Annotated in this window: 12 protein-coding genes; 11 read left to right on the top strand and 1 reads right to left on the bottom strand. The window is 60.9% G+C overall.

What is annotated here, in order from left to right:
• The first annotated feature begins 23 nt into the window (after positions 1-23).
• From IV113_RS14150 to xrtA, 8 genes are read left to right on the top strand one after another with little or no spacing between them, the layout of a single operon-like run.
• Positions 24-1,586 carry an XrtA system polysaccharide chain length determinant gene (locus IV113_RS14150; RefSeq protein ID WP_291086232.1) on the top strand — a complete coding sequence of 521 codons (1,563 nt, stop codon included), beginning with the start codon at positions 24-26 and terminating at the stop codon, positions 1,584-1,586.
• Between the two features lie 9 nt (positions 1,587-1,595).
• On the top strand, positions 1,596-2,558 hold the full coding sequence (locus IV113_RS14155) for an XrtA-associated tyrosine autokinase (RefSeq protein ID WP_291086234.1): 963 nt from the start codon (positions 1,596-1,598) through the stop codon (positions 2,556-2,558).
• A gap of 25 nt (positions 2,559-2,583) precedes the next feature.
• Positions 2,584-4,149 carry a TIGR03016 family PEP-CTERM system-associated outer membrane protein gene (locus tag IV113_RS14160; RefSeq protein WP_291086235.1) on the top strand — a complete coding sequence of 522 codons (1,566 nt, stop codon included), beginning with the start codon at positions 2,584-2,586 and terminating at the stop codon, positions 4,147-4,149.
• Between the two features lie 3 nt (positions 4,150-4,152).
• Positions 4,153-5,283 carry an XrtA/PEP-CTERM system-associated ATPase gene (locus tag IV113_RS14165; RefSeq protein ID WP_291086236.1) on the top strand — a complete coding sequence of 377 codons (1,131 nt, stop codon included), beginning with the start codon at positions 4,153-4,155 and terminating at the stop codon, positions 5,281-5,283.
• Between the two features lie 5 nt (positions 5,284-5,288).
• Positions 5,289-6,167 carry an XrtA system polysaccharide deacetylase gene (locus tag IV113_RS14170; RefSeq protein ID WP_291086237.1) on the top strand — a complete coding sequence of 293 codons (879 nt, stop codon included), beginning with the start codon at positions 5,289-5,291 and terminating at the stop codon, positions 6,165-6,167.
• Complete coding sequence (locus IV113_RS14175) at positions 6,160-7,212, top strand: FemAB family XrtA/PEP-CTERM system-associated protein (RefSeq protein ID WP_291086239.1); 1,053 nt, start codon at positions 6,160-6,162, stop codon at positions 7,210-7,212. The genes IV113_RS14170 and IV113_RS14175 overlap by 8 nt, the downstream gene beginning before the upstream one ends.
• A gap of 10 nt (positions 7,213-7,222) precedes the next feature.
• Entirely contained in the window at positions 7,223-8,467 is a 1,245-nt protein-coding gene (locus IV113_RS14180) for a TIGR03087 family PEP-CTERM/XrtA system glycosyltransferase (RefSeq protein WP_291086241.1), read from the top strand.
• Positions 8,460-10,040: an exosortase A gene (gene xrtA, locus IV113_RS14185; protein WP_291086243.1), complete on the top strand. Its 1,581-nt coding sequence runs from the start codon at positions 8,460-8,462 to the stop codon at positions 10,038-10,040. Before IV113_RS14180 ends, xrtA begins: the two co-directional genes overlap by 8 nt.
• A gap of 37 nt (positions 10,041-10,077) precedes the next feature.
• Here xrtA and IV113_RS14190 read toward each other — a convergent pair whose 3' ends face one another.
• Positions 10,078-11,436 (bottom strand): AMP-binding protein, encoded by a 1,359-nt coding sequence (locus tag IV113_RS14190; RefSeq protein ID WP_291086245.1) that lies wholly within the window; start codon positions 11,434-11,436, stop codon positions 10,078-10,080.
• Positions 11,437-11,521: 85 nt separating this feature from the next.
• Here IV113_RS14190 and IV113_RS14195 point away from each other — a divergent pair, with 85 nt between their 5' ends.
• The 3 genes from IV113_RS14195 to wecB are packed head-to-tail and all read left to right on the top strand — an operon-like array spanning position 11,522 to position 14,909.
• Positions 11,522-12,556 (top strand): acyltransferase, encoded by a 1,035-nt coding sequence (locus IV113_RS14195; RefSeq protein ID WP_291086247.1) that lies wholly within the window; start codon positions 11,522-11,524, stop codon positions 12,554-12,556.
• A 2-nt stretch (positions 12,557-12,558) separates the two neighbouring features.
• Positions 12,559-13,770: a TIGR04063 family PEP-CTERM/XrtA system glycosyltransferase gene (locus tag IV113_RS14200; RefSeq protein WP_291086249.1), complete on the top strand. Its 1,212-nt coding sequence runs from the start codon at positions 12,559-12,561 to the stop codon at positions 13,768-13,770.
• The gene (gene wecB / locus IV113_RS14205; RefSeq protein WP_291086251.1) at positions 13,767-14,909 is read left to right on the top strand and encodes a UDP-N-acetylglucosamine 2-epimerase (non-hydrolyzing); all 1,143 of its coding nucleotides are present in this window, start codon (positions 13,767-13,769) and stop codon (positions 14,907-14,909) included. Before IV113_RS14200 ends, wecB begins: the two co-directional genes overlap by 4 nt.
• The last annotated feature ends 13 nt before the right edge of the window (positions 14,910-14,922 follow it).

The raw sequence follows: 14,922 nt of genomic DNA on the forward strand, positions 1-14,922 counted from the left end.
CACTGTCATAGACAGTCGCTTGCATGCAAGAACTCATTCAGCAGATTACAACCATCCTCAGAGGGATGTGGAAGTACCGGCGCCTGGGCGTCGCGTTCGCTTGGCTTGTGGCCGCCGGTGCTGCGACGACAGTGCTTCTTATGCCGGATCGATTCGAGGCTTCCGCCCGCGTTTACGTTGACACGCAATCGATACTGAGGCCTTTGATGTCCGGCTTGGCCGCTCAGCCCAACATTGAGCAACAGGTCAACATGCTCAGCCGTACGCTCATCAGCCGGCCCACTGTTGAAAAGCTGATCCGCATGGCCGATCTTGACCTCGGCGCCAAATCCAAAGTGGAGCAGGACAAGCTGATCACGCAAGTGACCAATTCGCTGTCCATCAGGTCGACGGGTCGCGACAACCTGTACACGCTGGCATACCAGGGGGAGAGCCCCGAGAAAGCCTTGCGGGTCGTCCAGTCCCTGATGACGGTGTTTGTGGAGTCGAGCCTGGGCAGCACCAAGTCCGACTCGGACTCGGCCCGACGCTTCATCGAGGAACAAATCAAGAACTACGAAGCTCGTTTGACCGAGGCTGAAACCCGGCTCAAGGAGTTCCGGCTGCGCAACCTCGATATCCAGTCTCAAGGCGGACTTGACACCGCAGGGCGCCTTGGCGAAGTGACCAACACGCTCAACCAGGCCAAATTGGACCTGCGGGAGGCGGAAAGTGCACGCGATGTCGCGCGCCGGCAATTGGATGCTGCGAGAGCCGCTCAACGGGCTTCCCCTAAACAAGGTGGTTCATCTTTTGCCACACCCGAACTGGACGCCCGAATCGATCCGCTCAAGCGGAATCTGGATGGCCTTTTGCAGCGTTACACCGAGCAGCACCCTGATGTGACCAATACCCGACGCCTGATCAAGGAGCTGGAAGAGCAGAAACGCAAGGAAGTGGAGGAGATGCAGAAGGCAGCCGCCGCCAATCCTGGCCAACCCGTGCTTGAGACCAATCCAGCGTTGTATGAACTGTCGCGCATCGCCTCGGCAGCCGAGGTCCAGGTGGGCTCTTTGCGCGCCCGGGTTGCAGAGTACGAGTCACGCGTCAGCCGTGCGCGCGAATCCATGAAAGTGGCGCCCCAGATTGAAGCCGAACAGGCGCAGCTCAACCGCGACTACGAGATCAACCGCAAGAACTACGAAGACCTGGTGGCCCGTCGCGAGTCGATCACCATGGGTGGTGAACTCGAAAGCGCATCCAGCTTGGCAGACTTTCGCGTCATTGATCCACCTCGCGCCAATCCCAAAGCGGTTGCCCCCAACCGCGTGTTGCTGCTTTCTGCGGGCTTGTTGGCCGCATTGGCAGCAGGTCTGGGCGTAACCTTCCTGATGAGCCAGATCAGACCTGTGTTCTTTGATGCGAACTCGTTGCGGGCCGCCACGGAACTGCCACTGCTCGGCGTGGTGACCTTGGTGAAGAACGATGTGGTGAAGCGGCGCGAGGCGCGCAGCTTGTTCCGTTTCCTTGCATCGGTGGGTGTCTTGGTCGTTGTTTTCCTGGTGGGAATGGGCTATCTGGCCTATCAGACAGGCTTTGGAAGGTAGTCACGAATCATGTCCAGTTTGATTGAAAAAGCAGCGCAGCGATTGGAACAACTCCGTCAGGCAGGCGTCGAACTCCCCGCTCCGGAAGCTGTTGAAGTACCCACCCCTTCTGTGGCAACCGCAGCAACCAGGGCCGCGCAAACTGCCCCAGTGCAGCAGACGGTTGTCGAGCCTGAACGCACTTCCAGGGCCGTGCGCCTTGATGTCGAGAGCCTCGCGATCAATGGTTACGTGACGCCCAATGCGCCACGCGCAGCCATTGCCGACCAGTTCCGCGTTATCAAGAGGCCATTGCTGGCCAACGCCACCGGCAAAGGGGCGGCGCCCGTGGCTAACGGCAACCTGATCATGGTCACCAGCGCGATGCCGGGTGAAGGCAAGAGCTTCACCGCCGTGAATCTGGCGATGAGCATTGCCATGGAGTTGGACTACAGAGTCCTGTTGGTGGATGCCGACGTGTCGCGTCCATCTCTGCGCAAGACATTGAATCTGTCCGCCGGGCCTGGTTTGCTGGATCTGTTGATCGACAACAAGCTCAAGATGGCCGATGTGCTCTTGAGGACCAATGTGGACAAGCTCAGCTTGCTGCTGAGTGGAACGCCCCATCCCAGGGCAACTGAGCTGCTTGCCAGCGATGCGATGACTGCGCTGATTGAGGAGTTGGGCCAGCGATACCCTGATCGCATCATCATTTTTGACTCTCCCCCTCTGCTGCTCACGACGGAAGCGCGAGTCCTCGCTTCCCACATGGGGCAGATCCTGATGGTGGTTCATGCAGAAAAAACGCTTCGTTCCCAAGTGCTTCATGCCTTGACGACGATCGATGCGTGCCCGGTCAAGCTCCTGATGTTGAATCAGGCGCGAGGTGGCGATCAGGATGCGTACGGTTACGGTTATGGATATGGCTTTGGTTATGGTCAGTCGGCCAGCCAGGCCGCCGAATCCAATACGAGCGTGTCGGTTGCATCATGAACATCAGTGGGTGGGGGGGAGTTTGATGAGGAATACGCACCCGAGGACATCGCGCCCGCACCAGCGCACGGCGATCATGTTCGGTTGCGCGGCGCTGTTGAGTTTGCTCGTGGGTGAATCCTTGGCGCAAACGGCCGATCAACTCCGAGCGCCGGGCGCGCCAAAGGCAACAGTCTGGATAGAGCCCAGCGTGTCGGTCGGCGCAACGCTTTCTTCCAACGGCAATGCGTCCAGCAGCAATGCGCGCAGTGAGTTGATGTTCGACATCACGCCGGGCGTGCGTGCAATTCTCAACACGCCCCGAGTGAAGGGCTTTGTCGACTATGCGCTCAGTGCCCAGTACCACGTGGACGGGAATTCGGGCAACCGCATCAGCAACAGGCTCAATGCAAATGGGACGCTTGAGGCCTGGGATCAACGTGCTTTTGTGGACCTGTCTGGAACGATTTCCGACCAGTCGATTTCGGCTTTTGGTCCGGAGTCGAACGCAAGACTCTCAGATTCCAACCGGTCCGAAACTTCCAGTTTTCGCATCTCACCCTTCATTCGCGGCAGTTTTGGCGGGTTGGCGGACTACCAAGTGCGCTACGCCCTGCAGACGCTCAACACGAATACTTCAATCCGTTCCGACTCTACTTCCCAGGTGTTGTCGGCGCATTTGGGAAGTCGGCCCGTGGGTCAGCTGTTGGGCTGGTACTTTGACGCCTCTTCGCAGGAGACCGACTACACGGTTGGGCGCGACACGCGCTCCGATATCGCACGGGCCGGGGTGATCATTGCCGTGAATCCGCAGTTGAACGTGACGTTGAGCGCGGGTGTCGAAACCAACGACACCATCACCTTGCAGCGCGAGTCGTACAACATCACGGGCGTCGGCTTCGAATGGCGACCTTCCCTGCAAACGAGTGTGTCGGCGTCTGCGGAAGATCGCTACTTTGGAACCGGGTACAACGTAGCGCTGGAGCACCGCACCGGGCGAACCATCTGGCGCTACGTGGCCTCTCGATCCGCTTCCGACAGTCCGACGCAGACGGGTTCCGTCTCGCTGGGCTCTGTTTATGATCTGCTGGACGCGCTTCTGGATCCGGCTGTGACTGATCCCATCGTGCGTGATCGACTCATCCGCGGGCAGCTGTTTGAGCTTGGGTTACCGGCGGATGCGGAAGTTTTCCAAGACTTCCTCAGTTCGTCCGCCACGTTGAACCAGATCCAGCGACTTTCGGTTGCCTTGAGTGGCATTCGAAGCGTTGTCACTTTCAACATCACCCGTGGTCGCACAAGCCGGCTGGACTCCCTCACCACGCTTGGGGATGACTTTGATTCAAACAGCGAGATCGATCAGAAATCCTGGGGCGTGAACTACGCACATCGGCTCACTCCTCTGACTTCGTTCAACGCCGCCTATCTCGACCGAAAAAGCACCGGCAGCTCAGGTGTCAACAGCAAGCGTCAGTCAATTTCGCTTGGACTCAGCACGCGTCTCGCGCGCCGCACCAACGGCAGTGTTCAACTGCAGTTTGGGCGATTCAACAACACCGCCGGCTCCTACAGCGACACCGCAATCTCCGGTCGTATCAACCACCGGTTCTGACCCATGTACGAAGCTTTCTACGGGCTGAGCAACAAGCCTTTCCAGCTCAACCCCGACCCCCGTTTTTATTACAGCAGCAAGCCGCATCGGCGTGCGCGTTCCTACCTTGTCTACGGGGTCATGCGCGGTGAGGGCTTCATCGTCATCACCGGTGAAGTCGGCGCAGGCAAGACCACCATCGTGCGCGATCTGCTCGACAGTCTGGAAAACGGATCGGTGGTGGCTGCACATCTGGTGAGCACGCAACTCGGTGCAGAAGACGCACTCAAGCTGGTGTGCGCAGCGTTTGGTGTGGCGGTGCGCGGCACCGGCAAGGCTGACATGCTGATGGCGCTGGAAGCCTTCTTCATCACCCAGACGACCCAGGGAAAACGCTGCTTGTTGATCGTGGATGAAGCGCAGAACCTGCAGCCTTTGGCGGTGGAAGAGCTGCGCATGCTCTCCAACTTCCAGTTTGGCGATCAGGCATTGCTCCAGACCTTCCTGGTGGGTCAACCGGAGTTTCGGGACATCCTGCAGGGCCCGAGCATGCTGCAGCTTCGGCAACGCGTCACGGCGCGCTGCCATCTGGGGCCGTTGGACGAGGAAGACACCCGCGCCTATGTGGAACACCGTCTCAAGTGCGCAGGAGCCACCGACAAGCCCACCTTCGACGCGGCAGTGTTTGCGGCGCTCTTCCAGCACTCGGGCGGCATCCCGCGCCGCATCAACACTTTGTGTGATCGTTTGTTGCTGTTGGGCTATTTGTCTGAAATGACACACCTGACGCTGGACGCACTCAACGAAGTGGTGGCTGAAATGCAGGTGGAAAACGCAGGAGCACCTTCGCGGGTTGCGGAAGACCAGGAGCGCTGGGCGCACCTGCCCAACGCAGGTTTGAGCGCGGCCCCCACCTGGATGGCCGACGACATGGATCTGACCGAACTGGCGCTGGACCCCACGCTCGTGGACGGCATGAACGACCAGCTCACACGCGTGTCGGCCGAGCAGTTGAGCACCCGCTTGCTTCGAATGGAACGCAGCGTGTTGCGACAGGAGCGCATCAGTCTTGAAATTTTGAGTTCGCTCAAGAAGATCGTTGCTGCCGCCCGCAAGCCACGCGCCAATGGCCCGACCACGGACTTGCCCAAGTAAACATCATGCTGGCCCGATCGACCATCACCAACGCCTTGACGATCGACGTCGAAGACTACTTCCAGGTTTCTGCGTTTGCACCGCACATCGATCGCGCCGATTGGGACAGTCGTGAATGCCGCGTCGAGCACAACATCGACCGCATCCTGAAACTGCTGGACAACGAACAGACCAAGGCAACTTTCTTCACCTTGGGATGGGTCGCCGAGCGGTATCCCCAGATGGTGCGCCGCATCGTGAGCGAAGGCCACGAACTCGCCAGCCATGGGTATGGTCACCAACGTGCCTCCGATCTGACGGAAGCAGAGTTCTTCCACGACGTGTCGCACGCCAAGGCGCTGCTTGAAGACATCGGCGGGCAACGGGTGCAGGGATACCGTGCGCCGAGTTTCTCCATTGGCACGGGCAACCTCTGGGCGCTTGACGTCTTGCTGCGCGCTGGGTACCGCTACAGTTCGAGCATCTATCCCGTCAAGCACGACCACTACGGCATGCCCGACGCCCCTCGTTTCGCGCACCAGATCCGTGAAGGCTTGATGGAGGTTCCGCCCACCACTTTGCGCTTGTTCAATCGCAATCTGCCGTCCGGCGGCGGCGGCTATTTTCGCTTGCTGCCCTATGCGTTGTCACGCTGGATGCTGCAACAAGTCAACCTGCGCGACGCCGAGTCGGCGATCTTTTACTTTCACCCCTGGGAGATCGATGTCGATCAGCCCCGCGTGCCCGGTATCGACCTCAAGACGCGCTTTCGCCACTACGTGAACATCGGTCGTACCGAGCAACGGCTGGCGCGTCTCCTCAAGGATTTCCGTTGGGGTCGCATGGACGACATTTTCCTGAAAGACCGCGCCTCAGATCGTTTGACAGGGGTGCCCGTTGTCTGATCGCGGCACCCTGCAGATTCAGCGCCTGGACAGCACCCAACCCGACCAGGTCGCCCGATGGGAGGCCTTTGTTGAGCACTGTCCCAATGCCACGTTTTTCCACCGCGCGGGATGGCAAACCGTCATCCGTGATGTATTCCGGCACCCCACGTATTTCCTCTTTGCCGAGCAAGGCGGCGAGATCCAGGGTGTGCTGCCCCTGGCCCATGTGAAAAGCCGGCTTTTCGGCAACGCGCTCACCGGATTGCCCTTTGCTGTGTATGGCGGCGTGGCATCCGAATCGGAAACCGCCGCAGCCGCGCTGGAATCCGAAGCGCAACGCCTGGCGATCGAACTGGACACCGATCATCTGGAGCTTCGCCACATTGACCGCCGCCACACCGACTGGCCGGTGCAGGAGCTCTACGTCACCTTCCGCAAGGCCATCCTGCCCAAGGAAGAAGACAACATGCTCGCCATTCCGCGCAAGCAACGCGCCATGGTGCGCAAGGGCATCAAGAATGGCCTCACGTCCCAGGTCGACGCGAATGCCGATCGCTTCTTTGCCCTGTACGCGGACAACGTGCACCGCCACGGCACACCCGCTTTTCCCAAACGTTACTTTCAGACCCTGATGCAGACGTTTGGCAATGACTGCGAAGTGCTGACCGTGAGTTCGGCTGAAGGTCGGCCGCTTTCCAGCGTGCTGAGCTTTTACTTTCGAGACGAAGTGTTGCCGTACTACGCCGGCGACGACGAGGCGGCGCGCGACCTTGCGGCCAACGACTTCAAGTATTGGGAGCTCATGCGAACGGCCTGCGCGCGTGGGCTCAAGTCGTTTGACTACGGTCGCAGCAAAGAGGGCACCGGACCCTATGCGTTCAAGCGCAACTGGGGCTTTGAGCCCACGCCGCTGAACTACGAATACCGTTTGTACAAACGCGAGAACATTCCGCAGAACAATCCGGCCAACGCCAAGTACAAGCTGCTGATCGCCACTTGGCGCCGCATGCCCCTGGGCCTGGCCAATTGGCTGGGTCCGTTCATCGTGCGCAACCTCGGCTGAGCAGGCATCCATGGCCAACCTGCTGTACCTCGTTCACCGCCTGCCTTACCCGCCCAACAAGGGTGACAAGGTGCGCTCGTACCACTTGTTGCGCCACCTGCTGCAGCGTCACCGCGTGTTTCTCGGCACCTTCCTGGACGACCCGGACGACGAGCAACACCTGCCGACGCTCAAGGCCCTGTGCCCGGACATGCACGTGGAGCGCATCGTGCCTCGCAATGCGAAGTTGAAAAGCCTCACGGGCCTGCTCACGGGTGAAGCCCTGACGCTGGCTTATTACCGCAGCGCCGGCATGCAGCGGTGGGTGCAGGAAATAGCCCGCCAGCACAGCCTGCAGGCCAGTGTTGTGTTTTCGTCGGCCATGGCGCAGTACGCGCAGCCGCTCACGCCGCAAGTGCCGATGCTGGTGGACTTTGTTGATGTGGACTCGGCCAAATGGACGCAATACGCCCCGGCGCACCGCTGGCCGTTGTCGATGCTCTATCGGCGCGAAGGCCAGCGACTGCTGGCTTATGAGCGCGAGGTGGCCGCTCAGGCCCATCGTTCCTATTTCGTCACCCCTAACGAAACTGCGCTGTTCGTCTCCCAGGCGCCCGAATGCCACGACAAGGTTCAGTCCTTGAGCAATGGCGTGGACGCCGACTTCTTCTCGCCTGATCCTCAGCGAGTCAGCCCATTCTCCGCCGGCGAGCAGGCGGTGGTGTTCACCGGTGCGATGGACTACTGGCCCAACATCGATGGGGTGAGTTGGTTCGTGGCCGACATGCTCCCGCGCCTGCGAGCCCATTGGCCACGCGCGCGGTTCTATATTGTGGGTCGCAGCCCGTCGGCGCTGGTGCAGTCGCTGGCCAGCGAACACGTGGTGGTCACCGGGACGGTGCCTGACGTGCGCCCCTACCTGCAGCATGCTGCGGCCGTGGTCGCGCCCTTGCGCGTGGCGCGAGGCATTCAAAACAAGATTCTCGAAGCCATGGCCATGGAGCAGGCCGTGATCACGGTCAACAGCTGCGCCGACGCCATTGGCGCGTCGGCAGAGCAGGGCCTGCTGCGCGCCGAGACCCCCGAGGAGTTCGTGCAAGCCTTGCAGCCTTTGCTGGACACCCCCGGGCGCGCTGCCGATCTGGGCGTGCGGGCTCGAGCGTATGTGGAACATGGTTTCAGTTGGCAGGCACATCTCAGCGGCATCGACCAATGCCTCGGCACCTTGCCCAGCACCGACGCCCTGAACCCAGCGGAGGCCGCCATTCATGTCTGAAGCCACACGCTTTCCTGCCCATTGGCGCATGCCTCTGGTTTCGCTGGTGCTGTTGCTGCTGGCGATCCTGGCACTCCACGCGCACACGCTCATGGGCATGGTCTCCATCTGGTCGCGCTCCGACACGTATGCGCACGGTTTTGTTGTGCCCCTCATTTCACTGTGGCTGATCTGGCGCATTCGCCATTCGCTGGCGGCGTTGCAGCCGCGCCCCAGTTGGGTGGCCTGTGTGGTGCTGTTCGGCGCCGCAGGCCTTTGGCTGGCAGGCGATCTCGTGGCTGTGAATGCCGCGACCCAGCTGGCTTTGGTGATGCTCCTGGTGCTGGCGGTGCCGGCAGTCCTGGGTTGGCAACTGGCCTGGGCCATGGCATTTCCGCTGGGCTTCCTGTTTTTTGCCGTGCCCATTGGCGACTTCATGATGCCCCAGTTCATGGAGTGGACCGCCGACTTCACCGTCCTGGCGCTGCGTCTGAGCGGTGTACCGGTGTACCGCGAAGGCCTGCAGTTCATCATCCCGTCGGGCGCGTGGTCGGTGGTTGAAGCCTGCAGCGGCATCCGCTACATGATCGCGTCCGTCACGGTGGGCTGCCTGTTTGCCTACCTGAGCTACAAGAGCCTGACCAAACGCCTGATCTTCGTCGGCGTCGCGATCCTGGTGCCCTTGGTGGCCAACTGGATGCGTGCGTACATGATCGTGATGCTGGGCCATCTCTCGGGCAACGAGCTTGCCACGGGTGTGGACCACCTGATCTATGGATGGGTGTTCTTCGGGGTGGTGATTCTGGCCATGCTGTTTGTGGGAGCCCGTTGGGCCGACGCGCCCGAGCCCAGCGCAAAACCTCTGGGTGCTGTCGACATGGCCCGTCTGGCCGCTGCCCAGCCACGCTGGTCCACCGCCATTGCCGCGTTGGTAGCCCTGGTGATCGTGGCGTCTCCCCATGTGCTCGAACGCCTGCTCGCACTGGGCGCCAACACCAGCCCGGTGGTCTTGAATGTTCCTGCTGCGCAGGCGCCCTGGCAAAACACCACCCCTCCCAGCGACTGGGTTCCCGCGTTCCGGTTTCCAGCCGCCACCGCCCACAGCGGTTACAGCGGCCCAACGGGCCAGGCCGTGGGCTTGCACCTGAGCTACTACCGGCAGCAAGATTACGAACGAAAACTGGTCAGTTCCTTGAACATGCTGGTGACCAGCCAGGACGATGGTTGGGTGCAAGTGGCGGGCGGCAGTGCCAGCACCGAACTGGCGGGTCAGCCCCTCGCGGTTGCCGCTGCAACGCTGCGCCAGAAATCCACAGTGTTGGCCGGTAACGCCGTTCGTCTGCGGGCATGGCGCTTGTATTGGGTCCATGGCCGCTTCACCGCCAGTGACGTGCAGGCGAAACTTCAAGGTGCTCTGTCACGTTTGACGGGGCAGGGTGACGACGGTGCCATCGTCGTGTTCTATACCCCGCTTGACGCCAACCTGCCCGAAGCTGAAGCGCGCTCCGCCGCAGACGATGTCCTGCAGAACTTCGTCCGAATCCACGGCACCACTCTGGAAGCTGCGCTGAAGCAAACGCGCGAATCCCCTTGACGCCATGGAACACGCCCTTTCTTCAACTGCTCACTCTTCAGAGCGTGGGCACTGCCACCTGGCTGATCACGTAGCGGTATTTGCCGGATTTCTCCGGTGGAATTTCGTCGACCAGACGGACATTCACGGTGACATCAGCGCCCAGGCGGGCTTTGGCGCCACTCTCGATGCCGGGCAGAAGCGCGCGGTCGAAATGCTCGTCGGTGACCAGCAGGATGTGGGTCAAATCCAGGCTCTCCTGCACGATCTTGAATTGTTTGACGCCCGCAAGATCCCGCACGATGTAGATGAGCGACAGGCCGTGCATCACGGTGCCGTTGCGAGCCACCAGGAAATCGGTGCTGCGCCCCTGCAGCTCCTTCAGCAGGGGCAGCGTGCGGCCACATGCGCACAACTCGCTGCCCAGCGCGCCGATGTCGCCAGTCCGGTACCGAACGAACGGGAAATGGCGAGTCGCGAGGTGGGTGACCACGATCTCGCCACTCTCACCCTGGGGCAGCACCTTGCCTTGCGGGTCCACGATTTCCACGATCACGTCTTCGTGGGTCAGATGCATTCCGCCTGACGGACATTCGTGTGCGATGAAGCCAGCATCCCTTCCTCCATATCCGTTGGCCACCGGGCAGTTGAACACCCGCTGGATCAGCTCCCGCTGGTGGTCGTACAGGCGTTCCGAGGTGACGAAGGCCACCTTGATGCCCAGGTTGTCCATCTTGATGTGGTGCGTCTCGGCGTGCCGTGCAATGTGGGCGAAGGCCGACGGGTACCCGAACAACATGGCCGGGCGCGTGGTGCGAATCTTCTCGATGAACCCTGCAACCTTTTCTGGCGACATCTCGAACGCTGGAAGCAACTGGGTCCTCATGATCGCGTCGCGCCAGTACCGTGCCCGGTCCTGCGAAGTCAGCTCGATCGGAGAGCCCCACAACACGATCTCGGGGTCGCCAATGTCCACATCCCACCAGCGGGTGGCACGCCATTTGGCTGCCACGTCGTGGCTCACGCGCTCCTTGCCGATGAAGAACACCAAGGGCTCCCCGCTGGATCCCCCGGTGTTGAAGCGCGCCAGATCGCTCGCGCCTTCTGACTTGAGGGCTTCGGTATGAGCACGAATCTCGGTCTTGGTCAGGAAGGGCAGGCGCTGCAGATCGCTGCAGCTGGTCACCCCATGCGGATCAAAGCGCAAGCTGCCAAACAGGTCGCGGTAGTAGGGGACGTGCTGTCCCGCGTGGACGAGCAGGCTCTTCAAGCGGGTCACCCTCAGTTCTTCCAACCGGTCTCTGGGCCAGTACTGGCTGGCTTCCATGTCCCGCTTCACACGCACCGTGGAGTGTTTTTTCAGGCGCTCCTGCAAAGGAAAGATCAGGTCGGAGATGAGGCGTGTGTGAAGAGTCATGTGCAAATGGTAGACCGGTCGTTGCGGGCATTGCGATCGGAGTCGTTGTTTTTTGGTGGGGTCACGTTGTGTCGGGAGGCTTTTCATGAGTGAACGTTCAGGCTATCAGCATCACATCCATGTGTTCAGGGGTGTGGCCATCATCGGCATCGTCATTGCGCACACCATTCCTTCGCTTGATTGGAGTCAGGCACCCCTGATCGGACGCATCGCAGATGCGCTGGCCAATCAGAGCTCCATCTTCTTTTTCTTCATTGCGGGGTACTTGTTTCAACACTTGAGCGCCCGCTTCGTGTTCAAGAGCTATCTGAAGCAGAAGTTCCTGACGGTCATTTCGCCGTACATCATCTTGTCCGTGCCGGCGCTAGTCATCTTCACGCTCTTCGTTCAACGGACCGGGATCTCGGCCAGTTTTTATGAGATGCCCCTGTGGGGGCAGATCGGCTTCTTCCTCATCACTGGCAAGCATCTGGCGCCCCTGTGGTTCGTGCCGACCATCTCGCTTTTCTACTTGGCCGCTCCACTGTTGCTGTGGGTGGATCGCCGCGCTCCACGTCTCTATTGGTTGATCTTGCCGTTGTTGCTGTTGTCTACCTACCTGGGACGCGATGGACAGTTGGGACCGATTGACAAAGCGATCTACCTTCTGCCCGCCTATCTGCTGGGAATGGCGTTTTCGCACTACAAGGAAACAGCGCTGGTGTTGGTTGCTCGATGGTGGTGGTTGCTGCTGCCCGTCGTCCTGGTGGCTGGAGCCGCCTTGGTGCTTGAGTTGCCACAACCCCCGCACTACCACTTTCCCATGAAGATGGCGGGATGCCTTCTTCTGGTGTATGTCCTTTACAAGCATCACCATGTGTTCGGTCGTCGGTTGGACTATGTGGCCGAGGTGAGCTTCGGCATCTTTTTCATTCATGCCTACTTCATCTCTGCCATCAAGATCGCGACGGTTTATCTGGTGGAGGGTTCTGTCTACAAAGGCGTTGGCGGTGACGTGATTCCTGGTGGCATTTTCATGCTGCTCATCTACGCCGGCGCAGTGCTGTTTCTGTCGACGCTATCGATATGGGTGGCGAAAAAGGTGTTGGGGAAATACAGCCGCAGGATCATCGGCGCCTGATCATGCGAATTCTTCACGTTCTGGACCACTCCATCCCGCTGCACAGCGGCTACACCTTCCGCACGGCGGCCCTGTTGCGCGAGCAGCGGGCACGCGGCTGGCAGACCTTTCATCTCACGTCGCCCAAACAAGGCCCCGTGGAGGTGGCAGAGGAAAGCATCGACGAGCTGCACTTCTTCCGTACACAGGTTCAGACGCGTGCGAGCCAGCTTCCTCTGATGGGCGAACTCCAGCTGATGAGCGCGCTGGCGCGCCGGTTGCAGACCGTTGTTGACCAAGTGCGCCCAGACATCATTCATGCCCACTCGCCGGTGCTCAATGCCTTGCCCGCCCTCAAGGTGGGTCGGCGCAACGGCATTCCCGTGGTGTACGAGATCCGTGCCTTCTGGGAAGACGCCGCGGTCGACCACGGCAGCACCCGCGAGGGGAGCCTGCGCTACCGAGCCACGCGGGCGCTGGAAAGCCATGCCATTCGCCAAGCCAGCCATGTGTTCACCATTTGCGAAGGATTGCGCAGCGACATCGTCGCCCGAGGTGTGCCGTCGGCCAAGGTGACGGTGATTCCCAACGCAGTCGACGTCCAGGGTTTCCAGCTGGCCCAGGCCCCCGAGCCTGCGCTGCAAGCGCGCTGGGGTCTTCAGGGGCGCACGGTGGTGGGCTTCATCGGTTCGTTCTATGCCTACGAAGGGCTCGACCTTCTGGTGTCGGCGCTTCCTTTGCTGCTGAAATCGCGGCCGGACATCTTTCTTCTGCTGGTGGGCGGCGGACCGCAAGACGCGGCCCTCAAGGCGCAGGTTCAGGCGCTGGGTCTGGGCGATCACGTGGCGTTCACTGGCCGGGTGCCGCATGCCGAGGTCAATCGGTACTACGACCTGATCGATGTGCTCGCGTACCCGCGCCACTCCATGCGACTGACCGAACTCGTCACGCCGCTCAAACCCCTGGAAGCCATGGCCCAGGGGCACCTGTTTGTGGCCTCCGATGTGGGCGGCCACAAGGAACTCATCCGCCACGGTGAAACCGGCTGGCTGTTCAAGGCCGATGACGTCAACGCACTGGCCGATGCCATTCTGGACATGCTCCAGAATCGCGCCCGGTGGCCCGAGCTGCGCGCCAATGGCCGCCAGTTCGTGGAATCCGTGCGCAACTGGCGCAACAGCGTCGCCAATTACGAAGCGCCTTACAAGGCATTGCTCTCCAAGGGAACCCAATGAAAGTCATGGTTGTATTCGGCACCCGCCCAGAAGCCATCAAGATGGCGCCGCTGGTGAAAGGTCTGCAGGCTCGGGCCGGTGAGATTGAAACGGTGGTCTGCGTCACGGCACAGCACCGCGAGATGCTCGACCAGGTCCTCAAGCTGTTCGACATCGTGCCCGAGCACGACCTGAACATCATGAAGCCCGGCCAGGATCTCTTTGACATCACCAGCAACATCCTGCTTGGCCTCAAGGGCGTGTTGCAGCAGGAGAAGCCCGACCTCGTGCTCGTACATGGCGACACCACCACCACGCTGGCCACCAGTCTCGCCGCCTACTACGCCCGCGTGCCCGTGGGGCATGTTGAAGCCGGTCTGCGCACCGGCAACAAGCACTCGCCCTTTCCGGAGGAGATGAACCGAAAGCTCACCGGGTCCATTGCCGACATCCACTTCGCCCCCACCGCTGCATCGCGCGACAACCTGCTGCGGGAAGGCATTTCCGCCGACGCCATCCACGTCACCGGCAACACCGTGATCGACGCCTTGTTGGCCGTGGTCGATAAACTGCGCAACGACGAAGCGCTGAAAGCCGAGCTGGCGCAACGCTTCGCTTTTCTGAACCCGCAGCGCCGCCTCATCCTGGTGACCGGACACCGGCGTGAAAACTTCGGTGAAGGTTTTCAGAACATCTGTGAAGCCCTGGCCGACATTGCGGCTGAGCACGATGACGTGGAGATCCTCTATCCGGTGCACCTGAACCCCAACGTGCGCCAACCGGTGAAAGACATTCTGGCCGCGCGCGGATTGGCCAACGTGCACCTCATCGAGCCGGTGGACTACCTGCCATTCCTCTACCTGATGGATCGCTCGTACATCATCGTCACCGACTCGGGCGGCATTCAGGAAGAAGCGCCGTCACTGGGCAAGCCCGTGCTGGTGATGCGGGACACCACCGAGCGGCCTGAAGCGGTGGAAGCAGGCACGGTGAAGCTGGTGGGCACATCGCGCGAGAAAATCGTGGCCGAGGCGCGCCGTTTGTTGGTGGACGCCGATGCCTACGCCACCATGTCACGCGCGCACAACCCCTATGGCGATGGCAAGGCGGTGCAGCGGATCGTGCAGACCGTCTGCGGCTTGCCGGCCCTGAACCCCTGAGCGGACCACTGCT

This window comes from Hydrogenophaga sp. (assembly GCF_018780385.1).
GTDB lineage: Bacteria > Pseudomonadota > Gammaproteobacteria > Burkholderiales > Burkholderiaceae_C > Hydrogenophaga.

Coding starts and splice junctions, on each gene's coding strand:
- IV113_RS14150 (WP_291086232.1), top strand. CDS start 24: ATGCAAGAACTCATTCAGCAGATTACAACCATCCTCAGAGGGATGTGG.
- IV113_RS14155 (WP_291086234.1), top strand. CDS start 1,596: ATGTCCAGTTTGATTGAAAAAGCAGCGCAGCGATTGGAACAACTCCGT.
- IV113_RS14160 (WP_291086235.1), top strand. CDS start 2,584: ATGAGGAATACGCACCCGAGGACATCGCGCCCGCACCAGCGCACGGCG.
- IV113_RS14165 (WP_291086236.1), top strand. CDS start 4,153: ATGTACGAAGCTTTCTACGGGCTGAGCAACAAGCCTTTCCAGCTCAAC.
- IV113_RS14170 (WP_291086237.1), top strand. CDS start 5,289: ATGCTGGCCCGATCGACCATCACCAACGCCTTGACGATCGACGTCGAA.
- IV113_RS14180 (WP_291086241.1), top strand. CDS start 7,223: ATGGCCAACCTGCTGTACCTCGTTCACCGCCTGCCTTACCCGCCCAAC.
- xrtA (WP_291086243.1), top strand. CDS start 8,460: ATGTCTGAAGCCACACGCTTTCCTGCCCATTGGCGCATGCCTCTGGTT.
- IV113_RS14190 (WP_291086245.1), bottom strand. CDS start 11,436: ATGACTCTTCACACACGCCTCATCTCCGACCTGATCTTTCCTTTGCAG.
- IV113_RS14195 (WP_291086247.1), top strand. CDS start 11,522: ATGAGTGAACGTTCAGGCTATCAGCATCACATCCATGTGTTCAGGGGT.
- IV113_RS14200 (WP_291086249.1), top strand. CDS start 12,559: ATGCGAATTCTTCACGTTCTGGACCACTCCATCCCGCTGCACAGCGGC.
- wecB (WP_291086251.1), top strand. CDS start 13,767: ATGAAAGTCATGGTTGTATTCGGCACCCGCCCAGAAGCCATCAAGATG.